This window comes from Pantoea sp. SGAir0430, from assembly GCF_043549295.1.
Window position 1 is genome coordinate 152,454 of the sequence record NZ_CP039427.1, and the last position, 15,649, is coordinate 168,102.

14 protein-coding genes are annotated in these 15,649 nt (G+C 59.8%); 7 read left to right on the forward strand and 7 right to left on the reverse strand.

Going from position 1 to position 15,649, the window contains the following annotated elements; all coding sequences use genetic code 11:
• Nucleotides 1-136 precede the first annotated feature (136 nt).
• Nucleotides 137-703, reverse strand: a complete 567-nt coding sequence (locus E7738_RS00800) for a glycine cleavage system transcriptional repressor (protein ID WP_081049393.1) — start codon at nt 701-703, stop codon at nt 137-139.
• 143 nt (nt 704-846) lie between these two features.
• Here E7738_RS00800 and dapA point away from each other — a divergent pair, with 143 nt between their 5' ends.
• The 6 genes from dapA to ypfH all read left to right on the forward strand — a co-directional run bounded on the left by dapA (nt 847) and on the right by ypfH (nt 7,444).
• Nucleotides 847-1,725 carry a 4-hydroxy-tetrahydrodipicolinate synthase gene (dapA, locus tag E7738_RS00805; protein ID WP_021506604.1) on the forward strand — a complete coding sequence of 293 codons (879 nt, stop codon included), beginning with the start codon at nt 847-849 and terminating at the stop codon, nt 1,723-1,725.
• A gap of 14 nt (nt 1,726-1,739) precedes the next feature.
• Nucleotides 1,740-2,771 (forward strand): outer membrane protein assembly factor BamC, encoded by a 1,032-nt coding sequence (gene bamC, locus E7738_RS00810; protein ID WP_021506605.1) that lies wholly within the window; start codon nt 1,740-1,742, stop codon nt 2,769-2,771.
• A 144-nt stretch (nt 2,772-2,915) separates the two neighbouring features.
• The gene (gene purC / locus E7738_RS00815; RefSeq protein WP_031279423.1) at nt 2,916-3,629 is read left to right on the forward strand and encodes a phosphoribosylaminoimidazolesuccinocarboxamide synthase; all 714 of its coding nucleotides are present in this window, start codon (nt 2,916-2,918) and stop codon (nt 3,627-3,629) included.
• 206 nt (nt 3,630-3,835) lie between these two features.
• Nucleotides 3,836-4,699, forward strand: coding sequence for a KPN_02809 family neutral zinc metallopeptidase (locus tag E7738_RS00820; protein WP_021506607.1), 864 nt, complete (start codon nt 3,836-3,838; stop codon nt 4,697-4,699).
• Nucleotides 4,699-6,675 carry a tRNA(Met) cytidine acetyltransferase TmcA gene (locus E7738_RS00825; protein WP_394515998.1) on the forward strand — a complete coding sequence of 659 codons (1,977 nt, stop codon included), beginning with the start codon at nt 4,699-4,701 and terminating at the stop codon, nt 6,673-6,675. Before E7738_RS00820 ends, E7738_RS00825 begins: the two co-directional genes overlap by 1 nt.
• A 73-nt stretch (nt 6,676-6,748) precedes the next feature.
• The gene (gene ypfH, locus E7738_RS00830; protein WP_021508041.1) at nt 6,749-7,444 is read left to right on the forward strand and encodes an esterase; all 696 of its coding nucleotides are present in this window, start codon (nt 6,749-6,751) and stop codon (nt 7,442-7,444) included.
• A 66-nt stretch (nt 7,445-7,510) separates the two neighbouring features.
• On the opposite strand, the gene E7738_RS00835 is transcribed toward ypfH, so the two are convergent.
• From E7738_RS00835 to E7738_RS00845, 3 genes are read right to left on the reverse strand one after another with little or no spacing between them, the layout of a single operon-like run.
• Nucleotides 7,511-7,699 (reverse strand): YpfN family protein, encoded by a 189-nt coding sequence (locus E7738_RS00835; RefSeq protein WP_021508042.1) that lies wholly within the window; start codon nt 7,697-7,699, stop codon nt 7,511-7,513.
• A 23-nt stretch (nt 7,700-7,722) separates the two neighbouring features.
• Nucleotides 7,723-8,850 carry a succinyl-diaminopimelate desuccinylase gene (dapE, locus tag E7738_RS00840; RefSeq protein ID WP_010617581.1) on the reverse strand — a complete coding sequence of 376 codons (1,128 nt, stop codon included), beginning with the start codon at nt 8,848-8,850 and terminating at the stop codon, nt 7,723-7,725.
• A gap of 1 nt (nt 8,851) precedes the next feature.
• The gene (locus E7738_RS00845) at nt 8,852-9,220 is read right to left on the reverse strand and encodes an ArsC family reductase (RefSeq protein ID WP_021508043.1); all 369 of its coding nucleotides are present in this window, start codon (nt 9,218-9,220) and stop codon (nt 8,852-8,854) included.
• Nucleotides 9,221-9,614: 394 nt separating this feature from the next.
• Here E7738_RS00845 and ypfM point away from each other — a divergent pair, with 394 nt between their 5' ends.
• A complete protein-coding gene (gene ypfM / locus E7738_RS00850) occupies nt 9,615-9,674 on the forward strand; it encodes a protein YpfM (RefSeq protein WP_104085366.1) in 60 nt (19 codons plus the stop codon).
• Nucleotides 9,675-9,782: 108 nt separating this feature from the next.
• On the opposite strand, the gene acrD is transcribed toward ypfM, so the two are convergent.
• The 3 genes from acrD to narQ all read right to left on the reverse strand — a co-directional run bounded on the left by acrD (nt 9,783) and on the right by narQ (nt 15,457).
• Nucleotides 9,783-12,899: a multidrug efflux RND transporter permease AcrD gene (gene acrD / locus E7738_RS00855; protein ID WP_021508044.1), complete on the reverse strand. Its 3,117-nt coding sequence runs from the start codon at nt 12,897-12,899 to the stop codon at nt 9,783-9,785.
• 195 nt (nt 12,900-13,094) lie between these two features.
• Nucleotides 13,095-13,727: a response regulator gene (locus tag E7738_RS00860; protein ID WP_058758331.1), complete on the reverse strand. Its 633-nt coding sequence runs from the start codon at nt 13,725-13,727 to the stop codon at nt 13,095-13,097.
• 41 nt (nt 13,728-13,768) lie between these two features.
• The gene (narQ, locus tag E7738_RS00865) at nt 13,769-15,457 is read right to left on the reverse strand and encodes a nitrate/nitrite two-component system sensor histidine kinase NarQ (RefSeq protein WP_031279801.1); all 1,689 of its coding nucleotides are present in this window, start codon (nt 15,455-15,457) and stop codon (nt 13,769-13,771) included.
• Nucleotides 15,458-15,649: the final 192 nt, after the last annotated feature.

Here is a 15,649-nt window from a genome sequence, read left to right on the forward strand (position 1 = left end):
TCTCCATTTTTTTCTTCATGCTGTGGGTAATACACCATCAGCGGCAAAAGCGCCAGGTGGAGTTTACCTCAGGGTTATTTCACTACACGGTATGCCAGCGCGGCAGAGTGTGTGGCGGAATAACCCGGAGCCTGATTCAGACGGCGCTGTGCGCGTCGTCGGTGACACTATAGAGGCGAATTGAACCTTGTGCATGCAGTTCTTCGCACAGCCGATGGAAAGCCTGCTCAAACGGTGCGCTGGCATGATTCGCCGGGCTGTGCGCGGTCATCTGAATATAGAGCACCGGCGGCTCGTCGTCCTGGGCGGGCGTAATGCGCGACACCAGCTCGGCGATGTTCATCTGATGTTTATCGAACAGATCGGTGAAGCGTTCGATGATATGCGGTGAGTCCGGCACTTCTACCTGTACCCAGACGGTAGCGGGCATCGGCGGCGTCACGCGCGCGTTGGTGCGCTTCATCACGATCAGCAGCTCCAGCTCGGCACCCTTCATCGGCAGGGTCGATTCAATCAGGGTAATGGCGTTCCAGCTGCCGGAGAGCAGCATAATAAAGGTAAACTCGTCGCCCAGCATCGCCAGGCGGCTGTCTTCAATATTGCAACCGCAGCTGCTGACGTGGCGGGTAATAGTATTGACGATACCCGGACGATCAACGCCCAGAGCGGTGATCACCAGATGGTGCGGCTGTGACTGCGGCAAAATGGCGTTTCCTGTACGTTCGCTAATAACCATAAGGTAAACATAAAAAAAACTGCTGACAAGCGCGGTAATGGCGTGGCTCGCTTGCTTTTCTTTCGGCGGAAAACGTAACATGAGGCACTTGTTTGTCGAGGGGATAGCCCATGTTCACCGGAAGTATTGTTGCGCTCATTACGCCTTTGAATGAAAAAGGTGATGTCTGCCGCGCAAGTCTGAAAAAACTGATTGATTATCATGTCGCCAGCGGTACGGCGGCGATTGTTTCTGTTGGCACCACCGGCGAATCCGCGACCCTCAGCCATGAAGAGCATGGCGATGTGGTGATGCAAACCCTGGAGCTGGCCGATGGCCGCATTCCCGTGATTGCCGGGACCGGCGCGAATGCTACCGCCGAAGGGATCTCTCTGACAAAACGCTTCACCGGCACCGGCGTGGTCGGCTGCCTCACCGTGACCCCCTACTACAACCGTCCGACGCAGGAAGGTCTGTACCAGCACTTCAAAGCGATCGCCGAAAGCACCGATCTGCCACAGATGCTGTATAACGTCCCGTCACGTACCGGCTGTGACATGCTGCCGGAAACCGTTGCCCGCCTGGCTGAAATCAAAAATATTATCGGAATCAAAGAGGCCACCGGGAACTTATCGCGTATTTCGCAGATCCAACAGCTGGTTGGAGATGAGTTCATTATTGTCAGCGGTGATGACGCGACAGCGCTGGACTCCATGCAACTGGGCGGCAAAGGCGTTATTTCGGTCACGGCTAACATTGCAGCACGTGAAATGGTTGAACTCTGTGCGCTGGCACAAGAGGGCAAATTTGCCGAAGCGCGTCGCCTGAATCAGCGTCTGATGCACCTGCACCAGACGCTTTTCTGTGAACCGAATCCTATCCCGGTGAAATGGGCCGCGAAACAGCTAGGATTAATCGCCGATGACACGCTGCGCTTGCCGATGACGCCGCTGACCGAAGCCGGTCAGGCGAAAACCGCGCAGGCGCTGATCCAGGCGGGTCTGCGATAATTTAGGGAGAATCAATGAGTTATTCAGTTAAGCGCTCGACGCTGGCAACCGTGGTGGGCCTCTCCACCCTGATGCTGCTAACAGCTTGTTCCAGCGATCAGCGTTATAAGCGCCAGGTCAGCGGTGATGAATCTTACCTGCAGGCGCCTGAACTGCATGATTTAAAAGCCCCGGCGGGCATGATTCTGCCGCTGCAGAATGGTGATTACGATGTGCCGCACAGCGTGGCGAAAGGCGCGCTGGGTAAAGAGCTCGACATCCGTCCACCGGCGCAGCCGCTGGCGCTGATGAACGGCACCCGCGCGCAGTTCACCGGTAACACCGGCGTGCTGGCGGTTGACAGCAGCCGTGGCTCCATCTGGTCGCAGGTGGTGAACGTGGTGCAGTCGTACAAATTCCCGGTTGCCCAGCGTGATGATGCGGCGCAGCAGCTCACCACCGACTGGGTGCAGTGGAACCGTGCTGACGAAGATAACCAGTATCGCGGCCGTTACCAGATCAGCGTGCAGAACCAGGGCTATCAGCAGGTGCTGACCGTACGTCTGCTGGAACTGCAGCAGCAGGGCCAGACGGTTACCACGCCGGTCCAGGTTCAGCGCTATACCGGTCAGATGCTGAATGACATCAGCACCGGTCTGGATAAGATCGATACCGCCAGCCAGGATGCGGCTGCCGGACGTGCCAGCGGACAGATTGATGTCCAGAGCGGCGCGGACGACACCGGCCTGCCACTGCTGGTGCTGCGCTCACCGTTTAACGTCACCTGGCAGCGTCTGCCGGCGGCGCTGAAGCGTATGGGCATGGAAGTTACCGATGACAACCGCTCGCAGGGCAGTCTGAAAGTGACCTACAAGCAGCCGGGCAGCAGCGCGTTTGACGCCATCGGCGCGAAAGATCCGGAACTGCCAAACGGCGACTACAAGTTGCAGGTGGGCGATCTCGATAACCGCAGCAGCCTGCAGTTCATCGATCCGAAAGGACACGTACTCACCCAGGCGCAGAATGATGCGCTGGTGGCGGTCCTGCAGGGCGCACTGAACAAATAAATGCAATAAAGGCCGGAGATTCTCCGGCCTTTTTGTTTTGGTTTTGGCATAATAGCGCCCGGCGAGGTAAACGATTGCGTCAGGCAGTCATCGCGCGGTGAAACACCGCTGAACACGGGTTCTTTCATGTTTGGAGTTAACAAGATGCAAAAGCGAGCTGAGTTGTATCGCGGTAAAGCGAAAACCGTATACAGCACCGACAATCCGGATCTGCTGGTACTTGAATTCCGCAACGATACGTCAGCAGGAGACGGTGCACGAATCGAGCAGTTTGATCGTAAAGGCATGGTGAACAACAAGTTCAACCATTTCATCATGACCAAACTGCAGGAAGCGGGCATTCCGACCCAGATGGAAGCGCTGCTTTCTGATAACGAAGCGCTGGTGAAAAAGCTGGAGATGGTGCCGGTAGAGTGCGTGGTGCGCAACCGGGCGGCCGGATCGCTGGTGAAACGTCTGGGCGTGGAAGAGGGCATGCTGCTCAATCCACCGCTGTTTGATCTCTTCCTGAAAGATGACGCCAAACACGACCCGATGGTCAACGAATCGTACTGCGAAACCTTTGGCTGGGTGAGCAAAGCTAACCTGGCGCGCATGCAGGAACTGACCTTCAAAGCCAACGAAGTGCTGAGCAAACTGTTTGATGATGCCGGTCTGATTCTGGTGGACTTCAAGCTGGAGTTCGGTCTGTTCAAAGGTGAAGTGACGCTGGGCGACGAATTCTCGCCAGACGGCGCGCGTCTGTGGGACAAAGAGACCATGGACAAGATGGACAAAGACCGTTTCCGCCAGAGCCTCGGCGGCCTGATCGAAGCGTACGAAGAAGTGGCACACCGTCTGGGTGTCAAACTGGACTAAGCTTCTGCCGGTGTGCGTCACGGTATAACAGACGCAAACCTTTCAGCGCATGAAGGTCGCCCTGGCTGGCGGCCTTTTTTATTGTCTGTTTACGGCCTTCACGCTGCGCCCTGCACGCAATCTCGTTCCGCTGGCATCGCATTGCTGGTACTAACCTCTGCCGCCAACTAAAATCATGCAAAAGTCATTGATAACAGGAGCAGGCCATGCGCTGGCAAGGGCGTCGTGAAAGCGACAATGTGGAAGATCGTCGCGGCGATTCGCCGGGTTTTAGTTCTGGCGGACGCCAGATTCGTCTGCCGCGCGGCAAGGGCGGCATTATTCTGCTGATTGTGGTCGCGGTCGCTGGCTATTACGGCTACGACCTCACCGCGCTGCTGGAAGGCGGCGCTCCGGTGTCGCAACAGCAGCAGCGTCAGGTCAATTCGGCGCAGGATAACGAGGCGGCCAAATTCACCTCGGTGATCCTCGCCACCACCGAAGATACCTGGGGCAAACTGTTCCAGCAGATGGGCAAACAATACGCGCCGCCAAAGCTGGTGATGTATCGCGGTGCGACGCGCACTAACTGCGGCACCGGCCAGTCGGCAATGGGGCCGTTCTACTGCCCGGCCGATCAAACGGTGTATATCGATCTCTCCTTCTATGACGACATGAAAACCAAACTCGGGGCCGGGGGGGATTTTGCCCAGGGTTACGTCATCGCCCACGAAGTGGGGCATCACGTGCAGAAACTGCTGGGTATCGAACCGAAAGTGCGCCAGATGCAGCAGGGCGCCACGCAGGCGCAGGTGAACCAGCTGTCGGTGAAGATGGAGCTGCAGGCGGACTGCTTTGCTGGCGTCTGGGGCCATTACATGCAGCAGGAGAACATTCTTGAGGTGGGCGATTTACAGGAAGCGCTGAACGCCGCCGAGGCGATTGGCGACGATCGTCTGCAGCAGCAAAGTCAGGGGCGCGTAGTGCCGGACAGCTTCACTCACGGCACTTCTCAGCAGCGCTACACCTGGTTCAAACGCGGTTTTGACAGCGGCAATCCGGGCCAGTGCAACACCTTCGCCAGTAACTGATGTTGCACGCTGAACTGACGGCGGCGATGCAGCAAGCCGGTATCCGCCGTCTGTGCGTGATTGCCGGTGAGGCCGGCTGGGCGCGCCAGGAGGCGGCCACATGGCAGGCCGCGCTGCCCGGTGACTGGTTAACGGTCAGCGACAGCGATGACTTCCCGCAGCGCGTCGCGCCTGCGGCGCTGCGTACCCTGCTGGGCCGGGAATTCCGGCATGCCATTTTTGATGCGCGCCACGGCTTTCACGCGGAAGCGTTCGCTGCGCTGGCCGGGACGCTGCGGGCCGGCAGCTGGCTGCTGTTACTGACGCCTGACTGGAACGCCTGGCCGGCGCAGCCCGATCGCGACAGCCTGCGCTGGGCCGATGTCGACCAGCCCATCGCCACGCCGCATTTCATCCACCATCTGCAACAGCATATCCTGCAGGATGCGCAGGTGATGCTGCTGCGTCAACACCAGACGCCACGCCTGCCGGCGGCGCAGCCCTTCGCGCCGTGGCAGTGTCGCGCCCCCGAGCAGCAGGCGCAGATTGTCCGCCAGCTGTGCGCCATGCCACCCGGTGTCGCGGTGAGCATCGCCCCGCGCGGTCGCGGCAAATCGGCGCTGGCGGGGATGCTGGCGCGCCAGACGCAAAGCGCGCTGGTGACGGCGCCAGCCAAAGCCGCGACGGAGGTGCTGGCGCAGTTCGCCGCTGAGCAGTTTAGATTTATGGCCCCGGATGCGATTCTCGCTCAGCCGCAGGAGGCTCAGCCGCTGGCAGAATGGCTGATTGTGGATGAGGCCGCGGCGATCCCCGCGCCGCTGTTACAGCAGCTGGTGCAGCGTTTTCCACGCGTTCTGCTGACCACCACGGTGCAGGGCTACGAAGGTACCGGGCGCGGTTTCATGCTGCGCTTTTGCGCCACGCTGCCGCAGGTGCGCTATTTCCAGCTGGATGAGCCGCTGCGCTGGTCGGCGCAGGATCCGCTGGAGCAGTGGCTGAGTGCGGCGCTGCTGTTTGCTGAGGCCGAAGCCTGCGACGCACCCGCGCAGACAGCGATTTTTGCCGCTACGCCCACGCAGCACGCCGACGCCTTACAGGCCGGCTATCGTCTGCTGGCGAGCGCCCACTATCGCACCTCGCCGCTCGATCTGCGACGTATGCTGGATGCGCCCGGCATGCATTTCTGGCTGGCCGGGCAGCCGCAGCAGGTCACCGGCGCGCTGTGGCTGGTGGAAGAGGGCGGACTGGATGCTGCGCTGGCGCAGGCGGTGTGGGCCGGCTTACGTCGTCCGCGCGGCAATCTGGTGGCGCAGTCATTAGCGGCACATGCCGGTTTTACTGAAGCGGCGACGTTACGTTCGCTGCGCATCAGCCGCATCGCCGTGCAGGCCGCGCAGCGCCAGCGCGGCATCGGTCGCGCGCTGGTGGCGACGGCGCGGCAGCAGGCACAGGGCGCGGATTATCTGTCGGTGAGCTTTGGCTACACCGCAGCGTTGTGGCAGTTCTGGCGCGCCTGCGGCTTTACCCTGGTGCGTATCGGTTCACAGCGCGAAGCCAGTAGCGGTTGCTATGCGGCGATGGCGATCTGTGCGCTGACGCCAGCCGGTGAAGCCCTGCAGCAGCGCGCCGCGCAGCGTCTGGCGCGCGACTGGCCGTGGCTGCAAAAGCTGATCGCGGTGCCGCTGACCCTGTCGTCCACCGACCATCAATCTCTCAGCGCCGACGACTGGCCGCTGCTGGCCGCGTTTGCCTGGGCGCAGCGGCCGTTTGAAGCCAGCTATCCGGTGCTGCAGCGGCTGGCTGGTGTCGCATCGCCACCCTTGCTGTGTGCCATACTGCAACAAAAACAAACGCTGAGTGAAGCGGCACGGCTGGCCGGTGTGAGCGGGCGTAAAGCGCTGATGCTCAGGCTGCGCGCGGAGGCGGCTGACGCACTCATCACGCTGGATGCCGCCGCCGCGCAGCACTGGCAGCAGCGCCTCGGCACATTGCAATAAATCCATTATCTCGTTCAAATTTTCCCAATATCACTTTGCCGTCAGCGGCGTATAGTGATTTGAGGAGGACGTTATGGCACTACGATATGTAATTGTTCAGCAACCGGATAACGCCGCGCAGCTGTTTCTGCTGTATCACGGCGTGAACGACAACCCCGATTCGATGGCGCAGATTGGCAGCTGGTTCGCGCAGGCGTTTCCGCAGGCGCAGGTGGTGTCAGTGGGCGCACCTTATCCGGCCAGCGCGCCGCAGGGCCGCCAGTGGTATGCCGAGATACCGGAACACGACCGCTCGCAGCAGCAGGGCGTGGATGCGGTGATGCCGTCCTTTGTCGAGTCGGTGCGTCACTGGCAGCAACAGAGCGGCGTGCGGCCGGAAGCCACCGCGCTGGTCGGTTTTTCGCAGGGCGGCACCATGGTGCTGGAAGGCGTAAAAGCCCAGCCGGATCTGGCGGGACGCGTGGTGGCCTTTAGCGGGCGTTACGTCACGCTGCCGGAGCAGGCCAGCACGCGCAACACTATCCACCTGATTCACGGCGATTATGACGAGCAGGTGCCGATGCAGCATGCGGAAGCGGCGATGCAGCGCTTAACTGCGCTGGGCGGCGATGTGACGCTGGATATCGTTGACGACCTGCCGCACGCAATTGATGAACGCAGCATGCAGCTGGCGCTGAATCACCTGCGCTATACCGTGCCGCGCCGCTATTTCGATGAGGCGCTGAGCGGGGCGAAGCCGGGCGACGACGATGTGGTGATGATGGTGTGAGACCGCGCGCCATAAAACAAAGGTCGCCGTGCAGGGCGACCTTGTACGCTAAACGATCGGCGGCGACTACTTCTTCTTCGGCCAGTCGTCGTCATCGTCCCACTTATCGTTGAAATCGCGATGCGGTGGCAGATCCGGTTTGTTATCCATATATTTTTTATGATCGATGCGCTTCAGGTCTTTATAGACGTTCATCAGCACGCCCACCATCAGCAGAATCACAATCACCCACCAGTACTCTTTTAACCATTCCATGAGGTTTCTCCTTCAAGGTGCCATCAGGCGATCAGCTGTTCCATAATGCGCTGATACATCCGGCTCAGCAGCTGCAAATCCGAGGCTTTCACGCACTCATTGATCTTATGAATAGTGGCATTCACCGGGCCGAGCTCCACCACCTGTGCGCCCATGCGGGCAATAAAGCGCCCGTCAGAGGTGCCGCCGGTGGTTAACAGCTGCGGCTTGATCTCATTATAGTGCGCCACGGCGTTGACGACCGCATCCACCAGCTTGCCGCGTGAAGTCAGGAATGGCTGACCGGACACATTCCACTCCAGCGTATAGCGCAGCTGGTGGCGATCAAGCAGCGCCGCCACGCGATCTTTGATCATCTGATCGGTCAGTTCGGTGCTGAAGCGGAAGTTAAACTGCACGAAAAACTCGCCGGGGATCACATTGTTACTGCCGGTGCCGGCCTGCACGTTGGCGATCTGCATGCTGGTCGGCGGGAAGAACTCATTGCCCTGATCCCATTCGGTCGCCACCAGCTCGTTGAGCGCTGGCATTGCACGATGTACCGGGTTATCAGCCAGATGCGGATAAGCCACGTGGCCCTGCACGCCGTGAATGGTCAGATTGGCGGTCATCGAGCCGCGACGACCATTCTTCACCACGTCGCCGACCACTTCGGTGCTCGACGGTTCACCGACGAGGCAGTAATCCATGCGTTCATTGCGCGCCATCAGGCGCTCAACCACTTTTACCGTACCGTTGACGGCGCTGGCTTCTTCATCGGAAGTGATGAGAAACGCCAGCCGGCCAGCATGATTGGGATGGGCAGCAACGAAGCGCTCGGCCGCCACCACCATCGCCGCCAGCGAGCCTTTCATGTCCGCGGCGCCACGGCCAAACAGCATGCCGTCGCGAATCGAAGGTTCAAACGGCGGGCTGATCCAGCGGTTGGCATCGCCCGGCGGCACCACATCGGTGTGCCCGGCAAAGGCCAGCGTTTCGCCCTGGCCTCGCGTGGCCCAGAAGTTAAGCGTATCGCCAATGTGCATCGGCTCGACGTGGAAACCAATCGCCTCCAGGCGCGCAATTAACATGGCCTGGCAACCGGCGTCATCCGGACTAAGCGAGGGGCGACGAATAAGCTGCTGAGCCAGCTCAATGACCGGACAGAACATGTTATGACTTCTCCTGGATAAAGGCGTGATAAACGGGTTCTTTGAAACCCACCAGCAATGTACCGTCTGGCGCCGCCAGCACCGGACGTTTGATCAGCGCCGGGTGCGCCAGCATCAGCGCTTTGGCGCTGGCCGCATCGCGGATGGCATCGCGTTCCGCTTCCGGCAACTGACGCCAGGTGGTGCCGCGCGTGTTCAGCAGCACGTCATACCCCAGCTGGTCGATAAAGGATTGCAGCAGTGCCGCATCCAGCCCGTCAGCGCGATAATCATGAAAATGAAAGTCGATGCCGGAAGTGCTCAAATAGTTGCGTGCTTTTTTTATGGTGTCGCAATTCTTAATTCCGTACATCACCCACTGCGCTGTCATCGCGTATTCCCGTCCTGTGTTAAATAAAGCGCGAGTTTACCATAGCGCGCTGTGGGCTGTGAGGTCAGACGCGCAGCAGCGCTGTTTTTCATCTCGCCGCGACGCCAATAAACGACGCTAATCAGGGCCAGTAAACGCTTTCACTTACCTGCGAAATTGTCGCCTGCGGCATCATTAGCGATCTAAGAATTATCTTAGGTGGTAAAAACGGGCCTGGCGGATTAAGTCCGCGCTTTTATGAGTCGCATTAACAGGTTGCTGAAATGTGCGTCAGTCCGCAGTTTCGGCAAATTCAAGCTTTCTGCGGTAGTTGCCGATAGTGATGAGAGGTGGAAACGTATTCACCTGTAGAAAAAAACGGCGTAAAATCGCCACTACAAGAAGAGAGGGTATTATGGTTGAACACGAACTGGGGAACTGGAAAGAATTTATCGAAGCGATGTTACGTAAGTAATTCGTGAAGAGAAAAGCAGGGCACTTCCCAACTTGCTGTTATTCTTACCGCACACATCAATAAAGCCGCCATTCATCATGGCGGCTTTTTATTTGCCCGGATTTAGCCTCAGTCGTGTGGCTTTGCCCGCAGCGGGAAGCGGCGGCGCACCAGCACAAAGAACAGCGGCACAAAGAAGATCGCCAGCACCGTGGCGGAGATCATGCCGCCCATCACGCCAGTACCGACCGCATGCTGGCTGCCGGAACCGGCACCGCTGCTGATCGCCATCGGCAGCACGCCGAAAATAAAGGCCAGCGACGTCATCAGAATCGGCCGCAGGCGCTGCCGCGATGCCTCCAGCGTCGATTCCAGCAGCTCACGCCCCTTACTGTTGATCTCATTGGCGAACTCGACGATCAGGATCGCATTCTTCGCCGACAGGCCAATCACCGTCAGCAGGCCGACCTGAAAGTAGACGTCATTCTCCAGTCCGCGCAGCCAGGTGGCGACCAGCGCGCCCACCACGCCCAGCGGCACCACCAGCATCACTGAGAACGGAATCGACCAGCTCTCGTACAGCGCCGCGAGGCACAGGAACACCACCAGCAGCGAAATCGCATACAGCGCCGGCGCCTGCGAGCCGGAGAGACGTTCCTGATAGGAGGCACCGGTCCACTGGAAGCCAACGCCGAGCGGCAGCTGCGCCACCAGTTTCTCCATCTCATCCATCGCCGTGCCGCTGCTGACGCCGTTAGCCGCCTCGCCGACAATCTCCAGCGACGAATAGCCGTTGTAGCGTTCAAGACGCGGTGAACCAGTCTCCCAGTGGCTGGTGGCGAAGGCGGAGAACGGCACCATGCCGCCGCTGTTGTTGCGCACATACCATTTGTTGATGTCGCCCGGCAGCATGCGGAACTCCGGTGCCGCCTGGACGTAGACTTTCTTCACGCGGCCGCGGTCGAGAAAATCATTCACATAGGTTGAGCCCCAGGCGGTGGTCAGGGTGTCGTTGATGGTGTCCAGCGACACGCCGAGCGCCTGCGCTTTACGCTGGTCGACATCAATCTGCAGCTGCGGGCTGTCGTCGAGCCCGTTGTGGCGCACGCGCGACAGCGCCGGATTGTTGTCGGCCAGCGCCAGCAGCCGATCGCGCATCGCCATCAGCTCGGTGTGCCCGATGCCGCCGTGATCCTGCAACTCCATATCAAAGCCGGAGGAGCTGCCCATGCCGGTGATCGCTGGTGGACTGCTGGCGATGACGCGTGCCTCTTTGATCTTTTTAAAGGCTGCGGTGGCGCGATCGATGATGGCAAACGAGGTGCGATCGCGACCTGGCCGCTGCTCCCAGTCCTTCAGGCGCACAAACAGGCGCGCCACGTTTTGCCCGTTGCCGCCCGGACCAGCACCGATGGTGGAGAACACCGACAGCACATTGTCCTTTTCGGCAGTCAGGTAATAATCCTCAACCTTGGCCACCACCTGCGAGGTTTGCTGCAGCGTCGAGCCCGGTGGCAGCTGTACCTGAGTAAGAAATACGCCGCGATCTTCCAGCGGCAGGAAGGAGGTAGGCAGACGAATAAACAGGAACGCCATCACGCCGATAATCGCCAGGTAGAGCAGCAGCCAGCGGCCGCTCTTCAGCAGAATGCGCGCTACGCCGCGCTCGTAGCGTTCCGCGCTGGCATTGAAGTGACGGTTAAACCAGCCGAAAAAGCCGCGCCGGCCATGGTGCTGGCCCTGCGCCAGCGGTTTGAGCAGCGTGGAGCACAACGCGGGCGTCAGAATCATCGCCACCAGCACCGACAGCACCATCGCCGAGACAATGGTGATGGAGAACTGGCGATAGATAGCGCCCACGGTGCCGCCAAAGAACGCCATCGGCACAAACACCGCGGACAGTACCAGCGCGATGCCCACCAGCGCGCCCTGAATCTGCCCCATCGATTTACGCGTGGCGGCCCGCGGCGATAATCCCTCTTCGCTCATGATGCGCTCAACGTTTTCCACCACCACGATGGCATCATCCACCAGCAGCCCGATGGCCAGCACCATGGCGAACATGGTCAGGGTGTTAATACTGAAGCCGCAGGCGTACAGCACCGCAAAGGTACCGAGCAGCACCACCGGCACAGCAATGGTGGGAATGAGCGTGGCGCGGAAGTTTTGCAGGAACAGGTACATCACCAGAAACACCAGCAGAATCGCTTCCAGCAGGGTTTTCACCACGTCCTTAATGGAGGCTTTGACGAACGGCGTGGTTTCAAACGCCACTTTGGCTTCCAGTCCGTGCGGGAAGTATTGCGCCAGTTCGGCAACACGGGCGCGCACCAGCTTGTCGGTGTTCATCTCGTTAGCGCCGGAGGCCAGTTTGATGCCGAGACCGGATGCCGGCTGGCCGTTATAGCGGCTCAGAAAGTCATACTTTTCGGCGCCCATGGCGATGGTGGCCACGTCGCCGAGCGTCACCACTGAACCGTCGGTGTTGGTTTTTAGCGTAATGGCGCGAAACTGCGCGGGCGTCTGTAGCATTGACTGGGCGTTAACCGTGGCGTTCAGCGCCTGTTTGTCCACCGACGGCAACCCGCCGACCTGGCCGACCGCCACCTGGGTGTTCTGCGATTCGATGGCGCTGACCACATCGTCGGTGGTTAGCGCGTAGTTAATCAGCTTATTGGGATCGAGCCAGATGCGCATGGCGTATTGCGATCCGTAGGCATCGACCTGGCCGACGCCGTCGATGCGGCTGAGCGGATCCTGAATATTACTGGCAACGTAATCGGCAATATCCTGTTTATCCATGCTGCCGTCGGTGGAGACAAAGGCGATCATCAGAATGTTGCTGTCGCCGGTTTTGTTTACCGTGACGCCCTGCGACTGCACCGCCGCTGGCAGTTTGCGCAGCGCGCTCTGCAGCTGATTCTGTACCTGTTGCCGCGCTTCATCCGGGTTAGTGCCGGCGGTAAAGGTGAGGGTGATCTGCGCCTGGCCGGTATTGCTGCTGTTCGAGGACATGTACATCAGGTTATCGATCCCAGTCATATTCTGCTCGATAACCTGGGTGACGGTGTTTTCCAGCGTCTGCGCGGATGCGCCGGGATAGTTGGCGGTGATGCGCACGTTAGGCGGCGCGAGATCCGGATACTGTTCCACCGGCAGCGAGATAATGGCCAGCGTGCCACACAGGCACAGCAAAATAGCCAGCACCCAGGCAAAAATGGGGCGGTCGATAAAAAAGTTCGACATGAAACCGACACTCCTCAGCTGCGTACTTTGTACTTGTTATTAGTAAAAGCGTGTCGCACGCTGCGCTTCACGCTGGCGGAGTGCAAGGGCGATCCTGAAAACTCCGGCTGCTGCTTACTGTACGCGGGGCAAATTAGGGAATCGTGGATAAATTATGGAGAAAGTGTAAAAGTCGCAGCAGCTTTATGTGCGCAATCACACATTGCGGCTCTCCAGCCACAGCACCGTTGCCGCAACGCGGGAACGGACGTCGAGCTTACGCAGCAGGTTGCGGATGTGCACCTTTACCGTTTCTTCCGAAATATGCAGCGTGGCGGCAATCTCTTTGTTGGATAAGCCGCGTGCCACTTCCTGCAACACATCCAGTTCGCGCTCGGTCAGCTGTCTGAACGGATTGGCGCTGGGCTGGCGGGTCGCCAGATATTCTGCCACCACCTCGCTGAACACGTTCTCGCCCTGTGCGCCGCGCATTACCTGCGCCAGCAGCAGTTCCGGTTCGCTGTCTTTAAGCAGATAGCCATCGGCACCGGCATCCACCATGGCGTAAATATCGCTGCGCGCGTCGGACACCGTCAGCACCAGAATGCGTGCCGCGACGCCCTCGTGACGCAGCGCCTTCAGCGTATCCAGCCCGGACATGCCCTTCATATTCAGATCGAGCAGAATCACATCCGGTGCCAGACGGCGCGCTTCGGCCAGTGCTTCGGTACCGTTATTCGCCTCAGCCACCACTTCCAGACGCGGTTCCAGCGCCAGCAACTGGCGGATACCGCGACGCATCAGCGGATGATCGTCAACGATCATAATAGACAGGGAAGGGTGAGCCATAGGTTCTCCAGAGTTTCAATCCATTTGCTAAGTGTAATGCGTTAAGCCAGCCGGTGCGCGGGGCGGGCGGGAAAACGCAGCGTGACGCAGGTGCCCTGCGCCTGCGGGGTAATCAGTAAGCTGCCGGCGAGACGCGCCGCGCGCTCGGCCATGATGGTCAGCCCGTAGTGGCCCGGCGGCTCTTCTACGCTATTGATACCGCAGCCGTCATCTTCGATGGTCAGCAGGTGCTCATCATCAGCGACACGCTGATAGCGAATCTGAATCTGCTGCGCCTGTGCGTGACGAATTGCATTGAGCAGCGCCTCGCGCGCAATCTGCAGCACGTGCACCTGCTGCTGAGCATCCAGCGTTTGCAGACCAGGCTGGTAGTCAAAGGTAATCGCCGCCTGCGACTGCTCCTGCAGCGGGGCGATCATCGCCTGCATCGCCTGCACTAAATCGGCCTGTTCAATGCTCAGGCGGAAGGTGGTGAGCAGCTCGCGCAGCTGCTGATACGCCTCGGCCAGCGCGCGATCAAAATCGGCGATGATCGCCTGTGCCTGCGGCTGGCTGCTATCGACATTACGCCGCAGCAGCGTCAGCTGGATACGCAGAAAAGAGAGCGACTGCGCCAGCGAATCGTGCAGCTCGCGCGCAATGGTGGCGCGCTCTTCAATCAGCAGCATCTGCTGATACTGCTTCTGCGTCTGCCAGATCCACAGTGCACGCGCCAGCATATTGGCCAGACTGTGCATCAGCTCATCGGCCGGCGGCGCGCGGCGGGTTTGCCAGCACAGTTCGCCGAGGCGCTGTTCCTCCTGCTGCAGCGGCAGCCGCTGCCAGCTGAGATCGTCGGCGGGCACGCCAGCCTGAAAGGCGATATCCTCGCTGGCGATTTGCAGCACCTCCAGCGCTTCCCGCCGCTGCACCAGCCGCAGCAGGCCCTGAATCAGCTCGGGATTGAGCGGGCTGCCGGTGAGAATCTGCGAGCTTTCATACAGCAGCGACAGCGTGCGGTTGGCCTGGGTTAAATCTTCGGTTTTATTGCGCACCGCGCACTCCAGCAGGCGATAGTGCGAATGCAGCCGCTCCGCCATGGTGGTAAACGCCTGCGCCAGCACGCCCAGCTCGTTGGGCTGATGCACGGAAAGCGGCGGAAAACTGAAGTTGGCCTGCTCGACGTATTGACTGGCGGTGACCAGCGAATCGAGCGGACGCACCACGTTGCGGCGAATAAAGCCAATGCTCCACAGCGCCAGCGCGACAATCGCCAGAAAGCCGAACAGGCTGCTGGCGGCCACCAGATGCATTTTCAGCTCGGCATAGTGCTGCACCGCCAGCACGAAGCGGTCAATCTCGCTGACGTAGCCCGCCACGCGCTGCTGGTACACCTGCGCCCGCGCCGGCTGCAGCGTCTCCTGCAGTACCGGCCAGCTGTCGCGCAGATAGCGGTAGCGGCTGCTGACCTCAATCGGCACCCACGGACGCTCCAGATGCTGCAGCGCCGGTGACTCCAGCGTCTGCTGATATTGCTGCATATGGTGCGCCAGCTGCTGCGGATCGCGCGTGCTGTCCCACGCCAGCCGGTAGATTTGCATGCGCAGCGAGCCGGCGACATTCACCGCTTCGGCATCGCGCAAACTGCTGGAGAGCGTCATCAGCGCCAGGCCGGTGGTTAACAGCGACAGCAGCACAATCGCGCTGAGCGCGCGGGCAATGGTGCGGGTAACGGGACGTTTCACTATCACAATAATAACCCTTACAAGAGCGGGGGATTATAAGTCAGCCGCAGCGCGGGTGCGAGCGCGAAATTGACACATCTGGTTACTTTTACCAGAGAAACTCACCACGTTTTACGTTTCCCTGGATTAACCGCGTTTGGCTGGCGAAATATTGAACGCTTTTACCGCTCGCGCAGCCTGGTTTGCACTGGCTCGCCG

What these genes read in the sequence shown, in the direction of transcription:
- dapA (WP_021506604.1), top strand. Translation starts at nt 847, where the DNA reads ATGTTCACCGGAAGTATTGTTGCGCTCATTACGCCTTTGAATGAAAAA.
- bamC (WP_021506605.1), top strand. Translation starts at nt 1,740, where the DNA reads ATGAGTTATTCAGTTAAGCGCTCGACGCTGGCAACCGTGGTGGGCCTC.
- purC (WP_031279423.1), top strand. Translation starts at nt 2,916, where the DNA reads ATGCAAAAGCGAGCTGAGTTGTATCGCGGTAAAGCGAAAACCGTATAC.
- E7738_RS00820 (WP_021506607.1), top strand. Translation starts at nt 3,836, where the DNA reads ATGCGCTGGCAAGGGCGTCGTGAAAGCGACAATGTGGAAGATCGTCGC.
- E7738_RS00825 (WP_394515998.1), top strand. Translation starts at nt 4,699, where the DNA reads ATGTTGCACGCTGAACTGACGGCGGCGATGCAGCAAGCCGGTATCCGC.
- ypfH (WP_021508041.1), top strand. Translation starts at nt 6,749, where the DNA reads ATGGCACTACGATATGTAATTGTTCAGCAACCGGATAACGCCGCGCAG.
- E7738_RS00835 (WP_021508042.1), bottom strand. Translation starts at nt 7,699, where the DNA reads ATGGAATGGTTAAAAGAGTACTGGTGGGTGATTGTGATTCTGCTGATG.
- dapE (WP_010617581.1), bottom strand. Translation starts at nt 8,850, where the DNA reads ATGTTCTGTCCGGTCATTGAGCTGGCTCAGCAGCTTATTCGTCGCCCC.
- E7738_RS00845 (WP_021508043.1), bottom strand. Translation starts at nt 9,220, where the DNA reads ATGACAGCGCAGTGGGTGATGTACGGAATTAAGAATTGCGACACCATA.
- acrD (WP_021508044.1), bottom strand. Translation starts at nt 12,899, where the DNA reads ATGTCGAACTTTTTTATCGACCGCCCCATTTTTGCCTGGGTGCTGGCT.
- E7738_RS00860 (WP_058758331.1), bottom strand. Translation starts at nt 13,727, where the DNA reads ATGGCTCACCCTTCCCTGTCTATTATGATCGTTGACGATCATCCGCTG.